Here is a 15,947-nt window from a genome sequence, read left to right as displayed (position 1 = left end):
GTACCTCAACCCCGCCAATTTGGCGGGGCTTTTTTTGACTTGAAGAAAGTCACTTTCCTACGTTCGTGGTTGAGTTAGCCCACAACTCGAATCCACTTCGGCACGATATTTTTTGCCGGCCTCACACTAGGCTTGTTTATACAAATGACTAACTAAAGGCTTAGTCGGCTTACTCATTTAGTTAATACCCCTTCGAATGGATTCGAATATGTTTAAACCTACCGTCGGCCCGATTATTGGCCACACTACAACTCAACACGCCCGTATCTTTTTACGTGGCGAGTTACAAGAAGACACTTTGGTGTTTGGTGGAATTCGTTATCGACGCAGCGGTGATACACCGTGGTCCAAAGCAATATTCAAACAACTGACAAGCACGCGAGACATGTGCGACGTCTTTGCCCTCAACGATCTCGCCGCCGATACCGAGTACGAATACCAGGCAGGCTGGTTCAGCCCCATGAGCCCCGTGCACACCGTGGAGACGGTTCAGGAACTGCCGCTGCAATGGCCCAGGCATGTCTACCGTTTCAGCACCCAGTCCGGCAATCCCGCAGCGCCACGGGCTTACATCGTCGGGTCATGCCGTTACCTGCGGATGACGGTCGGCGCACCTTCGTTCCCGCACCTGGGCGACCGGATCTTTGCCTCCATCACGAACCTGGCGCAGCGTGCCGAAACGCCCATCAGCGCCCTGTTGATGATTGGCGACCAAGTCTATATCGATGACTTGAACATCATCGCCCATGATCGGGAATACAAGGAAATACTCAGCAAGTACCGCATGGCTTTTTCCCAGCCGCACATTTCAAAGTTAATGTCCGGCACGCCGACTTACATGATCCTCGACGACCATGAAATCGAAGACAACTGGCCCGCCAATAAAAACAAAAACGATGACCTTCTCTATAACAATGCCATCGCCGCCTATGAGTTGTATCAAGCCAGCCATAGCCCGGCCCATGAGTTGCTTGAAGATGGAAACATCCGTTACCCCCTGAAACGCTATTGGTATCAATTCACCAACGGGGATATCGAATGGTTTGTCACCGACAGCCGAACCCGACGCAACCTGTCGGCCGGCGACCGGCGCATTCTCGACGAAGAGCAGGAGCAGGCCCTGTGCGAATGGCTGATCCACAGCCCGGCCCGGGTCAAATTCGTGGTCACCAGCGTGATGTTCTACCCCGACCGAAAACGCCTGGGCGATGACGCCTGGAAAGCCTTTCCGGAGCAACGACTACGGTTGCTGGAGACTATTCGTACACGCCGCATCAAGAACGTGTTCTTCGTTTCCGGTGATGTGCACGGCTCCCTGACCAGTCGATTGACCCACAGCGAAGACCCGGACTTCGAAGTGCACACCATCGTCTCCTCGCCGCTGTGCAACAGCAAATTGCTGCCCTACGCCAAGGCCTCCACCTTCATCCTTGATCAGCCACTAGCCCGAACAGCGGCGGGAGATTATCGGCATGAACTGACCAGCCAGGTCATCAGCCAGGACAATTTCGCGCACCTGATCGTTGAGCCAGAACAAATCCGCATCAGTTATCACGACCGCGACGGCAAACTTTTACAGTCGACGAGCATTACGTTGCGGTGATGCCGAAAACATCGCCAGCAAGCCGGCTCCTACAGAAATTACGCGACCCCCTGTAGGAGCCAGCTTGCTGGCGATAGCGGCCTCAAATTTTGCGCCGCCCTCCAGACCGCCATCGCTGGCAAGCCAGGCTCCTACAGGTCCGGTGTCGCCCCGCAGATCGAGAATTCCTCCACCTCCCCTGTAGGAGCCGGCTTGCTGGCGATAGCGGTCTCAAACTCTGCGCCGCCCTTCAGGCCGCCTTCGCTGGCAAGCCAGGCTCCCACAGGTCCGGTGTCGCCCCGCAGATCGAAAATTACCCCACCTCCCCTGTAGGAGCCAGCTTGCTGGCGATCGCGACCTCAAACTCTGCGCCGCCCTTCAGGCCACCATCGCTGGCAAGCCAGGCTCCCACAGGTCCGGTGTCACCCCGCAGATCGAGAATTCCCCCACCTCCCCTGTAGGAGCCAGCTTGCTGGCGATCAGCCGCAACGCTTTTTCCAGCGAAATACGTTAGTTTTCAGCCATTACTGAAGAAATGCTCACGCCGGCCGACATATTCTTATAGCACTTGGCCTTCATGTCTCTTGTCAGTCGGTGTCGCAATGATGCAACCTTGCCGCAGGCAACAGTAAAGAGGGCGAGAGCCCGGCGCGATCAGCACATTCGAAGCGAGTTACCCTCCATGAAAAGCCAACCCGATGCCGCCAGCCGTATGGTGGCCGAGGTAGTGACGCAGTTGCCGGTGCCCTCGCGGCTCGGCATGCTGCGTTTCGAACGGCTGAATGAACCCAGCTGGGCGCTGCTGTTTCTCGATCCTAACTGCGAGCGACAGTTCGGCCTGCCCGCGGTGGAACTCTGTGCGCTGGTCGGTTCGCCCTATGCCAGCCTGATGGAGCCCGAAGCGCGCTATCAGCTGCATGACGCGGTCCAGCACCAACTCACCGAAAGCCCGCATTACCTGATCCGCTACACCTTGCACACCGCCGCAGGCACCCTGAGCCTGCTGGAACTGGGCGAAGCCTACAAACAACACAATCGACACCTGCTGCGCGGCTACCTGCTGGTGGTCGATGGCATGTTCGAAGGCGATCCGCTGCTGCCGGCGCTGGACCTCGAAACCCAGAACTCGCGCTTGCAGATCGCCCTGGAACTCAATCAGCGCGCCCAACAGGAGCAGCTCCTGCACCTGGACCGCGTGCGCGCCCAGCAAGACTTGATCCTGCTGCTGACCCGCCAGCGCTACAGCACCGGCAATTCCCTGCAAGAAGCCGCCGAGCTGATCACCCGCAGCGCCTGTGACATCTACGAAATCGACTGCGCCAGCCTGTGGAACCTTGACGGTTCGATGTTGGTGCCGATCTCGGCATATCACCGCACCACCCAGGAATACGCCCTACCGGCGCCGATCGACATCAGTGGCTTCCCCGATTACATGGACGCGCTGCACGGCAGCCGTGCAATCGATGCCCACAATGCGATTCGCGATCCGCGCACCCGGGAAATGGCCGAAAGCCTGCGCCCGCGTGATGTGAACGCGATGCTCGATGCCAGCATTCGTGTCGATGGCCAAGTCGTCGGCGTGCTCTGTCTGGAGCAGACCGGTGCGACCCGCGCCTGGCAGTCCGACGAAATCGCCTTCGCCGGCGAGCTGGCCGACCAGTTCGCCCAAGTCATCAACAACCACAACCGTCGCACCGCCACCAGCGCCCTGCACCTGTTCCAGCGTGCGGTCGAGCAAAGTGCCAACGCCTTTTTGCTGGTCAATTGCGACGGCGTGGTGGAATACGTCAACCCGAGTTTCACCGCGATCACCCAATACACCACCGAAGAAGTCCACGGCCAGCGGCTGTCGGAACTGCCGGCCCTGGAAAACCTCAGTGAACTGCTGTTCGACGCGCCTTCGGCGCTGGCCAAGAGCAACAGTTGGCAGGGTGAATTCAAGAGCCGCCGCAAAAACCTCGAACCCTACTGGGGCCAGCTGTCGATTTCCAAGGTGTACGGCGACAACCGCGAGCTGACGCACTACATCGGCATCTACGAAGACATCACCCAGACCAAACTCGCTCAGCAGCGTATCGAGCGCCTGGCCTACACCGACAATCTGACCAACCTCGGTAACCGCCCGGCGTTCATCCGTAATCTCGATGAGCGCTTCGCCCGAGACAGCGATACCCCGATCAGTCTGCTGCTGGTGGACATCGACAACTTCAAGCGAATCAACGACAGCCTCGGCCACCAGACCGGCGACAAACTGCTGATCAGCCTGGCCCGACGCCTGCGCAACAGCCTGATCCCGAGCGGCAGCCTGGCGCGTTTTGCCAGTAACGAATTCGCCGTGCTGCTGGACAACACCGACCTCGCAATGGGCCAGCAAGTCGCCAACCAACTGCTGGCGACCCTCGACAAACCGATGTTCGTCGACAACCAACTGATCAGCGTCACCGGCTCCGTGGGCCTGGCCTGCGCGCCGCTACACGGCCGCGACCCGCAAACCCTGATGCGTAACGCCGGGCTCGCGCTGCACAAGGCCAAGGCCAACGGCAAGCATCAGGTTCAGGTGTTCACCGAAGCGCTGAACGCCGAGGCCAGTTACAAACTGTTCGTCGAGAACAACCTGCGCCGCGCCCTGACACAGAACGAGCTGGACGTGTTCTACCAGCCGAAGCTGTGCCTGCGCAGCGGTCGCCTGCTGGGCATGGAAGCGTTGCTGCGCTGGAACCATCCGGAAAAAGGCATGATCCGCCCGGACCAGTTCATCAGCGTCGCTGAAGAAACCGGGTTGATCATCCCGATCGGCAAATGGATCGCCCGCCAGGCCTGCCGCATGAGCAAAGACCTGACGGCCGCTGGCCTGGGCAATCTGCAAGTGGCGATCAACCTGTCGCCCAAACAGTTCTCCGACCCGGACCTGGTGTCGTCGATTGCCAACATCCTCAAGGAAGAAGCGCTGCCGCCGAGCCTGCTGGAGCTGGAACTGACCGAAGGCCTGCTGCTGGAAGCCACCGAAGACACCCACTTGCAGCTCGACCAGCTCAAGCGCCTTGGCCTGACCCTGGCCATGGACGACTTCGGCACCGGTTACTCGTCGCTTAGTTACTTGAAAAAATTCCCCATCGACATCATTAAGATTGATCGAAGCTTTATTCACGAAATCCCGGACAACCAGGACGACATGGAAATCACCTCCGCGGTGATCGCTATGGCCCACAACCTGAAACTCAAGGTCGTGGCTGAAGGCATCGAGACGGCCGAACAGCTGGCTTTCCTGCGCCGCCACCGCTGCGACGTCGGCCAGGGCTACCTGTTCGACCGACCGATTCCGGGCTCCGAGCTGATCGAAAAGCTCAAGCGCTACCCGCGCGGCCCAATCGCCTGACCGCCCCACCGCAATCCCTTGTAGGAGTGAGCCTGCTCGCGATAGCAGTGTGTCAGTCACTGACATATTGCCTGGCACCCCGCCATCGCTGGCAAGCCGGTCTCGCCCACACATTGGGTAGTGCGTAACCAGGCGGCATTGGGCAAACTGGCGGTCTGACTACCTACATTTCAACCTGACTGAGAGGACTGATCATGGTTCTGCGCTCGGAAATTCTGGTGAACAAAAACGTGCTCCCTACTAAAGAACAAGCTCTGCCTGGCCGCGAAACCCCGATGACCGTGCCGGAAAAACACTTCGTCCACGACGCCCCGCTGCTGGGCCCATTCGCCATGGACGTGGATTTTGCGATCTTCGGTCTGGGTTGCTTCTGGGGTGCAGAGCGCAAGTTCTGGCAGCGCGAAGGTGTGGTGAGTACCGCGGTGGGTTACGCCGGTGGCTTCACGCCGAACCCGACGTATGAAGAAGTCTGCTCAGGCCTGACTGGCCACAGCGAAGTGGTACTGGTGGTCTACGAGCCGGCGAAAGTCAGCTATGAAGAACTACTGAAAATGTTCTGGGAACTGCACAACCCGACCCAGGGTATGCGCCAGGGCAACGACATCGGCACTCAGTACCGCTCGGTGGTCTACGCCACCAACCCGACGCAACTGGAAGCGGCCAAGAACAGCGAAAAAGTGTTCCAGGCCGAACTGACCAAGGCGGGTAAAGGCACCATCACTACCGAAATCGAAGAAGCGCCGACGTTCTACTTCGCCGAGGCGTATCACCAGCAGTACCTGGCCAAAAACCCTGAAGGCTACTGCGGGATTGGCGGCACCGGCGTCACCTGCCCGATCTGACCTGACGCAGAGTCAATTGTAGGAGCCAGCTTGCTGGCGATAGCGTCGGAAAATCCAGCGCGGATCTCTCGGCCGCCATCGCCAGCAAGCCGGCTCCTACAGGTTATGTGTCAGCCACGAGATTGCGCTCGGCACACGACTGATTGGCGTTACCCGCTCAATCTGTTCTGACACAGATCCAATTGTAGGAGCCAGCTTGCTGGCGATAGCGTCAGGAAATCCAGCACGGATCTCCCGGCCGCCATCGCCGGCAAGCCGGCTCCTACAGGGTTTTTCGTTTGCCGTGGTTATTCGGCGATCAACCAATCCATCTGCCACCCACCCTGGGTCTGTCCCAACTTCTTGGACAACCACGGCAGCAGCTCACGCAATTCCTCTTCCAGCCCCCACGGCGGGTTCGCGATCGCCAACCCGGAACCGTTCAGACTGTTCGGCGTGTCCAGCGGATGCACCAGCAACTCCACCCGCAACAACTTCGGCGCGCCTGTGCCGGCCAGATCCTGATAGAAACGACGCAACATGCGCTGGTCCTTCACCGGGTACCAGATCGCCGCCACGGTTTGACGCATCCGGCCAATCGCTTCTTTCAGCGACGCCGCGCAACGCTGCATCTCATCGAGCTGCTCAAACGGCGGATCAATCAACATCACCGCGCGCTTCTCCTGCACCGGCAACATCGCACGCGGCACATGCCAGCCTTCGCCCAAGTGAACCTTCACCCGACGGTCACCGGCCATGTTGTCCTTGAGCAACACACCGTCTTCGGGGTGCTTCTCGTTGAGCATCACCCGATCCTGCGGCCGCGTCAGACGCCGCGCCAACTCCGGCGACCCCGGGTAATAGCGCAATTGGCCATCCGGGTTCATGTCGTGCAGCACCTTCATGTAATCGGCGGTCAGATCCGGCAGATCCGGCTGATCCCACAACCGCGCGATGCCTTCCAGGTACTCACCGGTACGGCTCGCCTGATCGCCTTGCAGGTCATACAGACCAATGCCGGCGTGAGTGTCGAGATAGGCAAACGGCTGCTCCTTGCGCGACATCAGGGCGATGAGGCGGGTCAAGGTCAGGTGTTTGAACACATCGGCGTGATTGCCGGCATGGAAGGCGTGACGATAATTCATGATTGCTCCTGCGAAGGCAGGGAAGTTTACCTTGTACCGAGGCGAACGTCAGGGCTTCGCGGCTGAGCGGGCAGTGATCGTTCCCACGCGGCGCATGGAAACGATCATTCAGCGGCGTTACGCGGAAGGCCGAGCCTTCAACCGCCGCCCCAACACGTCCAGCACATCACACCCGTCCCGCAACGGAATGGCGCAAAGCAGGGCAAAGTCACTGAGGATGAAGGACTCGCACTCCATAGAACCACGCATCGACAGGTTTTCGAGCACCTGGGTGACAGCGCGGATTCGATAGCTGGCGGCGTCGTACAAGACATCGAGCGGTGCGCGGGTATCGACGAACAGCGTGGGCATGTCGTCGCAGTTGCTGGTGAGCGCCATGAAGCGGTTTTCGGGTGGTGGGGTTGGTTTTTCGTAGGGTGGGTCGGGTTTGATTGTTGTCATCAGTCTGATTCCTAACGTATGGATTGGAACCGCCAGCAATCACTTCCACGCAATGGGTGGCGGCTGTACGCAGGTGTGGAAGACCGAGACGTTAGGCACTCGGCGCACTCGAAAGCGCCCCGCGCACAGCCACCATAAAACACAGACGAAAAAACGCCGAACTGGTGGCGCTTGACGCGCCTAACGATAGAAGGGCTTCCACGCCCTGTCACTGAATTTGCAGTGACGGCCTGAAGACTATCGATATGGCCCGAAGCGCACCAGTTCATGGAAACCGCTACAACTTGAAGGAAACTTCCGACGAGCTTGCCCAGAAATTTCGCAGCCTGTAAGACCGCCTTCGCGGGCAAGCCTCGCTCCTACAGGATTGAGGCGTGCCGCAAAAATCAGGAACGACTCCAATCCTGTAGGAGCGAGGCTTGCCCGCGAATTGAGCGCGAAGCGGTCATAAATTCTATCTGTCTCAGAGATAACGAGCCTTACCAGGTTGATTGATCTTCAAGGCTGGCCTTGTGGAGGTCGTCCTTCCACTGAATAGTCGCCAAGCGAAAGATGTCTTCGAAAAATAACCGTGGACAATTCATCTCGTCCCAACCATCGGGGAGAGACGAATACTCTTCAGGATCATGCTCAAGCAATGCCTGGAAGTCATAATTTTTATCCTGAAGACTTTCTCCCAAACACTTATAAAGAAGATACCTGTGGCGATATGATCTCTTTCGAGACAGGCAATACTTGAGTATTAACTCTTCGCGATCAGCTGGATCGTTAGGGTCGTATTTCTCGAGCTCCTCCCCAAGCGTCTCTTCACGATCATAAATATCGAAACACCCCAGAAAATATGAGGGTGTAGGGATGTAAGGCTGTTCAGTGCCAGGGTCAATAAGCATCGCTTTTCCTACTTTATGGGGTACAGCGTGAAAGGCACGCCAGACTCGTCAAATTTCATTTCGAACCCATTCAACTCAACGAGCTTCGGGTTTTGTTTCGACTTTGAGTTTGGTTTATACCCTTCGCCCGCGCCGGGGAGTTGCATCCGGACAATGTCATTATCTTTATCGTCCTTCCCTGTAAAACGGGGCAGTCCCTGTTCCACTCTGGTTGTTCCAAGGATATAAGCCTTATGCATCAGCTCCCAACTGTGAAAACGGGAGCTCGGATTACCAACTCTGTTTCTGGGAGTTCTACCAGTAATTGGATCCGTACCATCAATAGCTCGCTGCTTCCATTTGGCATCTGGTACCGCTGGACTATGTTTCCCCACCATATGCATCCGCTGGCTTTTATCCAACCGTCTAATTTCGTTCTCGGAAAGCTCCGCAGCGCTTAACTTAGGCTTCGGTAACTCAGGCTCGCCCTCATCAACCCTAGCGCCAGCCGTATCATCCGGCGCTCCACACCCAGGCTCCCCCTTACGCGGGCAATTCCCGCTCAACCCCAACGGATCAACCCACCCCGTCGGATTCAGCGCATACCGATACCCGTTCAGCCCACCCGCCAACTTGACCGGATCCGGCGTCAGGTACCGCCCCACCTCCGGATCATAGTACCGATGCCGGTTGTGATGCAGGCCGCTCTCGGCGTCGAAGTACTGCCCTTGAAACCGCAGCGGCTGCTCAAGTTGCTCGCCCCCACCGAACGCTAACCGCGTAACTTTTCCGTAGGCGTTGTACTTCGCCGACCAGACAATCTCGCCACCAAAATCGGTCAGTTCCTGCGGCGTACCAAGGTGATCGAGCTGGTAGTAAAACGGGCAAGCCTTGCGCGGGCCTTTGCCGTCGAGCATGGCCAATGGGCGGAAGGTGCCCGGTTCGTAAACATAGCTGCGGTAGTGCTCGCGACTGCTTTCAGCGACGAGGTTGTCGCCCTGCCAGAAGAACTCGGTGGTTTTACCGTCGACGGTTTTAGCGATGCGTCGGCCAAAGGCGTCGTAGCGGTAACTCGCATAACGTCCGTCCGGGGTCGTGACGCTGACCAAGCGATGCTGGCAGTCGTAGGCATATTCGGTGACAAGTTTTTGCCCGGTGCCGCGACGTTCGCGGATGAGGTTGCCGAAGGCGTCGTAGTCGTAATGGCGGTCGCCTTGCATGAGCAGGCGATTGCCTTTTACGGCAGCCACACCGGGGCGGTTTTGCATCAGCAGGTTGCCGGCCGGGTCGTGGGCGAAGCTTTCCGGTGGGTCGTCGCGGGTGTGTCGCACGCGGGTCAGGCGGTTGAGGGCGTCGTAGTAATAACTGCGCTGGCCGTGGCGGCTGTCGGCGACGGTCGCCAGGTTGCCGTTGACCGCGTAGGTGTAATGGCGCAGGTACAGCGGGCGGGTTTGTTGATTGATCGCGTGTGCTTGCAGGCGGCCCTGTTCGTCGTAGTGGTAGCGGCTGGTGAGCTGGCCTTGTTGGCGCTGCTGTTCGCGGCCAAACGTGAATTGGTGGGAGGTGAGCGGCGCGCCGTTGAGGTCGATGGCGGTCAGCGCGCCACCCTTGGCGTGGTGGTAATCGAGCTTGCTGCCGTCCGGCAGGCGCATGCGGTTGAGTTGGCCACAGGCGTCGTATCCGTAGCGCAAGGTGCCCCAGCCTTGGTGCTCGGTGACCAAACGGTCTTGTCGGTCGTACTCGAATTCCAGCGGATGATCGTGACCGTCGTCGACGCTGATCAGCCGTCCGAGGTTGTCGTAGCGGTATTCGACCTTGATGTCGTCGGGCAGTGTTTTGACCAGCAACCGCCCTGCCGAATCTCGCTCATAAGCGGTAACCCGCTGCGAGCCGTCTTCGCCGAACTCGGTTTTTTCCAGCAGGTTTCCATTGAGGTCGTAGGTGTACGCCGTGCGCTGGCCATCGAATCCGGTTTCCTGTCGGATCAATCCACCGGGCGTGTAGTCCAGGCGATAGTGTTCGCCGGATTCGTTTTCGATTTCTGTGAGCAGCAGCTGCGCGTTGTCGTAGCGATAGTTGAGCTGCGTGCCGTCGGGATTGATCCGGCGGCTGACCAAATGCAAACCATCGACGTATTCGTAGCGGGTAACGAGGCCAAGCTCGTCGCGTTCGGCGGTGATTTTTCCGTAGGCGTTGTAGCTGAAGGCGCGCGTGGCACCCGTAGGAAGTGTCGTCTGAACCAGTCGCCCAACGGCGTCCCACCCGTAGTGAGTGAGCGATCCGTGTTCATCCTGATCGGTAATCCGTCGACCCAGCGCGTCGTAGGAAAACCGCCGCAGCCCACCGTCCGGCAAAGTTTCTTCAACCAGTTGCCCCAAAGCATTGCGGACGAAGAGATGGCGACTGCTATCCGGGTAACGGATCGACAGCAACTGGCCTTTTTCATCGTAGTGATAATGGGTGACATGGCCGTCGGGGTCGGTCGTTTCGGTGATGTCGCCCTGAGCGTTGCGCTGATATTTCCAGACTGCTTTGCCGCGATACCGGGCATGCAAGAAACCGTTGCGATACTCGTAGGACGTGGGCTCGTCTTCCGGCGGAATCAGCGCCACCAAACGTCCGACTTCGTCGTAGTGGTATTCGGTGACGGCGCCGAGCGGATCCTGCTCGGTAATCAATCGACCTTTATCGTCGTAGGCCTTGAGGTGTTCGCCGCCATCCAGCTCGACCTTGCGCACCAGTCGCGCCCGATCGTCGTGCTGGTAAACCTCTTCGCTGCCGTCGATGTTGTGGACGGTGACACTGCCCTCGTCATCCCAGACATAGCGCGCTTCCATCTGCGCAAACGAAGCCCAATGCCGGACGCATCGCGCAGCCTTGCCGGACCTTTCCCACTCCCAGAAGAAACTCGCCCCACCGGCCAGTTGCCGCTGCTGGATGACGTGCTGGTCGTCGTAGTCGTAGCGCTCGCTTTTCCCGGCGGCGTTGGTCGCTTCGATCAGTCGCGCGCGCTCGTCGTAGCGGTAACTGACCAGTGTCTGTTCGGTTATCCAGGCTTCGTCCGACGTGTCTGCCGGGACAAAACGCTGGTAGTCGACGGCAATCAAATGGTGCTGGTCGTAGCGCAACAGCAAGGCGCGGCCGGCGCCGTTGTCGAGGCGCTGGATACGGTCGCGGCGGTCGTGAGTGATGCGCAGCCGGTTGTCGTAACCGTCGCTGATCGCAGTCAATCGACCGTTGATGAAATGGTAGAAGCGCGTGTCGTCGCCGGCCTGGGCGAGGATCAGTTCTTCCGGGGCGTCGCCCAGGTAAATCGCCGCGCGCGAGAGGCTGTTGTGGATCGCCGGACGCTCATTGCCAGGCAGCGGAAAGGTGGTGCGACGGTTTTCGTGGTCGATCCAGACGACGCCATCGCCATCGATTTCCAGTCGGTGCGCAAGGCTGTGACTCCAGCCAAAACCCAGGCCGCAATCAATCTCGACGGCGCTGGTGCGATAGAGCCGCGTGAAGTCGAACGACAGGATTCCATTCAGTGAACCGTCGGTGAGGGTCAGCAGTTCTTCACCGGTGACCATCGACACCGGGCATTTGTTGGTGGCGGTTTTATCGGCGGCATCGGCGCTGTCGCCGTTGGGATTTGTTGCTTGCTTCGAGGCGTCGTCGCGGTGTTCGTTTTGTTTGAGCGTGGTGTTCTTGCGAGCATTCCAGCGCAGGTGCATGGCACCATTTTTCGGTCCGGCCGCGACGCCCCGTGCAGCGACTTTTTTGTAGCGGCTTACATAGTCCATGAAGTTGTTGATGATCGTAACCATCGACTTCACGAATGCCATCGCAGCCTGAAAAATCTGCGCGCTGTACTTGGCCAGGCGCACTGCCAACCAGGCAACACCAACCCCCACCACACTCAGCACCAGACCAATCAGCAGATCGATGACTAACCCGACGACAACTTTGGAAATGGCCTCGGCCGACGACTCGGCCAGTTGCGTCGGTGGCAACATTTCCAGCCATAGCGTCGCGGTGCGCACCAGCAAACAGAGTGCGGCCTCGTCACTGGCCAGCAACATGGCTTTTTCCATCATGTCTGGCGCGCTTTTCGCGAGCTCGGCCAGTTCGCCGGCGCTTTCACCCAGCTTTTCTACGAAGGCATTGGGGTCTTTCAGAATGTCGGTGAGCTCACCAATGCCATCCCAAACCGCCTGAATCGCCGCCCAACCGCCCGCCAATGTTCCGTTACCCGCTGCGGCCAGCGAAGCGGATGCGGATTGCTGCGACCACTCCGGTTTGAAGCCTCGCCACTCATTTCGCAGCCAGTCTTCCAACTGCTGGGTCAGGCCGTCGTAAGAAGAGAAAAGCTCATTAACTTGATCCGGCGTCACTTCACTCTGGACATGCACGCGGTAGAACTTCCCGGCAACGCCCCTGAATTGTCCCTTGCCGTTTTCATCGAGCGTGACGGTGGTTTTTTCGCCGCCATCAACGGCAATCACATCAACATCAATGTTCCCCAGCGGAACGTCATAAACCGATTCGAACTTGCTCTCGATCTGCAGAATTCCGTTTAGCGGACACTGCGCAACACTGGAGAAAAAGTCGTCATCACTGCGGCTGACCGACGTGGTGACATTGCCCAGTTTGATCTGCCGGTTCATGTCCATCAGCGAGGGCAGGTCCATTGCCCGGCTGACCTTGTCGGTGTTACGACTTAAAAAGCCCTTGAGTTGCTGGCGATACACACTCAGCGTGTCCTTGAAACCGTCGAGCTCCTGCTCGATCCGTACGATCTGATCCATCAGTCCAGCTCCATCGACAGGTAATCCACCAAGGCTGATTTCGGGGCTGGCGGCAGGCCCGGTTCTTCCAGAAAGATCGCGACTTTGTGCCGCAAAACGCTTTCGGAAAACGCCTCGAAAAGATCAGGACGGTCCTCGCTCAGCCACGTGAGCAAGTTGTTCAGCCGAGTGGTGTTTGAGTGTTCGCAGAGTTGCTTCAACAGCGTTGTGGAGATTTCCCACCATGGAAAAACCCCGGCGGTTTTCAGTGCAGTTCCACCGATGTCGAGCGGCTGACCATTGATCAGGCACCGCACCACGACCGGTAGCAGTTGAGCAACTTCGACATCCGCAGACTGAAGAATCGGCAGCAAGTAATGCCCGTCCCAAAAGCGGAAAAACACCACGTTGCCATTGGGCAAAAACACTTGCGTGAGGCTGCGCAGATGTTCGATCAACACGTCTTGAGGCGAAGAAGAAACCGCCAGCCAGCCCCAATCGCGAGACTCGGTAGTGGCGACCCAGTCCAGAAACTCACTGCCAGCAGCGACGATTCCGACATAGGGCATGACCGGTTCCCACTCAGCGTAAGGGGTGTCGGCCCAGATCGGGCTTGGCGCATGCAAAGGATTGGAGCGCTGCCAGGCTTTGAACGGCTCAGCGGAACTGGCATTGCCGAACACCGCGAACAACTGCTCGGAAGGCTCGAGTGGTTGGCGCTCCAGCCAAGTGAGGGGTGACAAGCACTCAGGCTGCACAGACACCACCCTTGCAGCGTTCACATTCTTCGCAGAATGGGGCGTCGCTTTTCAGGGTCAGAATCTGTGCTGCGCTGAGTGCCAGAAGTGTTCGTTGATTGGTCGCCGCGCCCATGGCCGGCATCGGCGCACCGCCCAGTTCGATCGGAACGCTGCTGAAGATCCCGGCGGGGCCGATGTTGATCCAGTGCCCACCTGCCTGAATGGTCGCGTTTGCGCCACCGTCGATGACAATTTGCTGGCCCGCGCTGGCGTGAAATTGCCCGCTCGCCTTGAGGGTCTGGCTGCTGACGGTGATGGAGCGGTCACCGTGAACGTGCAGGGTATCGTTGGCACCAATCACCGCACTGCGCTGATTTCCGACCTGGACGTGCAGGTCGTTCAACACGTGTTGAGTCCAGTTTCGCTGTGCCCGCAGGTAGATTTCCTCGGCGCCTTTGCGATCCTCGATGCGTAATTCGCTGTAACCGCCGCCACCGGGACTGCTTTGGCTGCGGAAAATGCTTCGGGTTTTATCGGCGGGCAGATTCAGGGGTATCGAGTTGGTGCCATTGGGCACGCAGCCCATGACCATCGGCTTATCGACGTCGGCATCGAGGAACCCCACCAACACTTCCATGCCGACCCGAGGAATCAGTGCGATGCCGTAGCCGTCATGCGCCCAACCGGTGGCGACGCGCAACCAGCAACTGGAATGTTCATTGCGCTTTGCGTCACGATCCCAGGCGAGCTGAACCTTGACGCGGCCGTACTCGTCGCAGTGGATTTCACTGTCGGTCGGGCCAGTGACTACGGCGGTCTGGTAACCAGTGAAAGTGGGTTTCCCGATCAGGGGTGGCCGAAACGAAACATCCCACGGCGTCGCCAGAAAGGTATTGCGATAGCCCTGGAAATCATCCGCCCCGTCGCTGCTGATTGACTCTTCGAGCACTTGCGGCTGACGGCCATGGTGTTCGATTTGGGTGATCAGCCACAGGTCATTCCAGGCCTGGCGTGGATGTTCCGACAACGCCAGGAAGTGACCTGTCACCAAAGCGGGCTCATCGCTGCGACCTTCAGCCTGACGGTAGTCTGCGTTGTGGCGCTCCAGTGTTCGTTGAGCCTGCGCCCTGCCGGATTCGCGATCCGTGAACTGGCCAGGAAAGTGATAATCCTCAAGCGTCGGCAGTTGCCCGTTGTCGCTTCGGCTTTCAAGTTGCAGCCCGGGTTTGTGGAAGTCGTAGTCGCGACGGGCTACCGAAGTGGTGCGGGTTTCCAGCCGCACGTTGAAGCGATTGATCGCGGGCGCGTCGGCGGCCATTCCGGTGTCAGGCGAGAAAAGTGTCGGTTTGTCGATCCGGGGGAAAACCGTCTGGTCGTCACCAAACACCAGCAAGTGCCCGTCGGGGCTGTGCTGAAAGTGGTAGTGAATGCCGATCTCGGCGCACAACCGCTGGATGAACGCCAGATCGCTTTCCGCGTATTGCACGCAGTACTCGCGATCGGGGTAATCGCTGCCGAGCCGAAAGGCGAACGCATCGCGCTGGATGCCATGATCTTCAAGGATTTGCGCAATGATCACCGGCACGCTTTTGTGCTGGAAAATCCGCTGATTGATGCGCTGGTCGAGGTAGGTCAAACGCGGGACCAGACTGACTTGATAGCGCGTCAGACGCTTACCGGAATCGCCCTGGCCAACCCGAAAAATCTGACCGTGAATACCGCTGCCTTGTGTATCGAAACTCAGAAACGCCTGACGATGCAGAAGGCTTTCGAGCTCAATGTCCGGCCGTTCATTGACCAGTTCCAGGTCAAAGCGGTAAGGCTGGCTGATGGCTTCCTTGCCGGTGAACTCAAGCACCTTGAGGTCGTGCTGGTCACCGTCGACGGTCAGCGTGAAACGCGGTTGATTAGCAAGAGCGAACATCCGATGTGTCTCTGCAGAGTGAAGGCGGGCGATTCTGCATGAGGGACAAGGGTTGTTGACGAAGGGACAGGAAACTCAGATTTGTCGTGTTTTTTTAAAGATTCTTCCTTCAAAAATCGGGATGTTTGGCTACAGACATTCCTTTCAAACCACCACTGCCCTCCTGTAGGAGCGAGCCTGCTCGCGATGGTGTATCAGTCGAAACTTCTTTGGCTGACACACCATCGCGAGCAGGCTCGCTCCTACAGAGGGGCTTTTCTAACGCCCAATAAAAACG

General features: G+C 58.4%; 9 protein-coding genes. 3 read left to right on the top strand and 6 right to left on the bottom strand.

All coding sequences use genetic code 11. The annotated features are described in order from the left end of the window. Positions 1 to 208: 208 nt before the first annotated feature. The 3 genes from KGB24_RS11635 to msrA all read left to right on the top strand — a co-directional run bounded on the left by KGB24_RS11635 (position 209) and on the right by msrA (position 5,800). The gene (locus KGB24_RS11635) at positions 209 to 1,603 is read left to right on the top strand and encodes an alkaline phosphatase D family protein (protein WP_223415395.1); all 1,395 of its coding nucleotides are present in this window, start codon (positions 209 to 211) and stop codon (positions 1,601 to 1,603) included. A gap of 661 nt (positions 1,604 to 2,264) precedes the next feature. Beyond that, on the top strand, positions 2,265 to 4,958 hold the full coding sequence (locus KGB24_RS11630; RefSeq protein WP_223415394.1) for a putative bifunctional diguanylate cyclase/phosphodiesterase: 2,694 nt from the start codon (positions 2,265 to 2,267) through the stop codon (positions 4,956 to 4,958). A 194-nt stretch (positions 4,959 to 5,152) separates the two neighbouring features. Then, a complete protein-coding gene (gene msrA / locus KGB24_RS11625) occupies positions 5,153 to 5,800 on the top strand; it encodes a peptide-methionine (S)-S-oxide reductase MsrA (RefSeq protein ID WP_008025083.1) in 648 nt (215 codons plus the stop codon). A 287-nt stretch (positions 5,801 to 6,087) separates the two neighbouring features. Here msrA and KGB24_RS11620 read toward each other — a convergent pair whose 3' ends face one another. The 6 genes from KGB24_RS11620 to KGB24_RS11595 form a co-directional block, all read right to left on the bottom strand. Next, on the bottom strand, positions 6,088 to 6,924 hold the full coding sequence (locus KGB24_RS11620) for a 23S rRNA (adenine(2030)-N(6))-methyltransferase RlmJ (protein ID WP_223415393.1): 837 nt from the start codon (positions 6,922 to 6,924) through the stop codon (positions 6,088 to 6,090). Positions 6,925 to 7,041: 117 nt separating this feature from the next. After that, positions 7,042 to 7,365, bottom strand: coding sequence for a hypothetical protein (locus tag KGB24_RS11615; RefSeq protein WP_223415392.1), 324 nt, complete (start codon positions 7,363 to 7,365; stop codon positions 7,042 to 7,044). 479 nt (positions 7,366 to 7,844) lie between these two features. Continuing rightward, positions 7,845 to 8,255, bottom strand: coding sequence for a hypothetical protein (locus KGB24_RS11610; protein WP_223415391.1), 411 nt, complete (start codon positions 8,253 to 8,255; stop codon positions 7,845 to 7,847). A gap of 8 nt (positions 8,256 to 8,263) precedes the next feature. Continuing rightward, complete coding sequence (locus KGB24_RS11605; protein WP_223415390.1) at positions 8,264 to 13,027, bottom strand: RHS repeat-associated core domain-containing protein; 4,764 nt, start codon at positions 13,025 to 13,027, stop codon at positions 8,264 to 8,266. Continuing rightward, positions 13,027 to 13,764 carry a DUF4123 domain-containing protein gene (locus tag KGB24_RS11600; RefSeq protein ID WP_223415389.1) on the bottom strand — a complete coding sequence of 246 codons (738 nt, stop codon included), beginning with the start codon at positions 13,762 to 13,764 and terminating at the stop codon, positions 13,027 to 13,029. The genes KGB24_RS11605 and KGB24_RS11600 overlap by 1 nt, the downstream gene beginning before the upstream one ends. Beyond that, entirely contained in the window at positions 13,754 to 15,670 is a 1,917-nt protein-coding gene (locus tag KGB24_RS11595; RefSeq protein ID WP_223415388.1) for a type VI secretion system tip protein VgrG, read from the bottom strand. Before KGB24_RS11595 ends, KGB24_RS11600 begins: the two co-directional genes overlap by 11 nt. Between the last annotated feature and the right edge of the window lie 277 nt (positions 15,671 to 15,947).

Origin of the sequence: Pseudomonas sp. BF-RE-25, from assembly GCF_019956105.1 — a bacterium.
Taxonomy (GTDB): domain Bacteria; phylum Pseudomonadota; class Gammaproteobacteria; order Pseudomonadales; family Pseudomonadaceae; genus Aquipseudomonas; species Aquipseudomonas migulae.
Note: the sequence above shows the minus strand (reverse complement) of the source record. Positions and strands in the feature narration are given on the sequence as shown.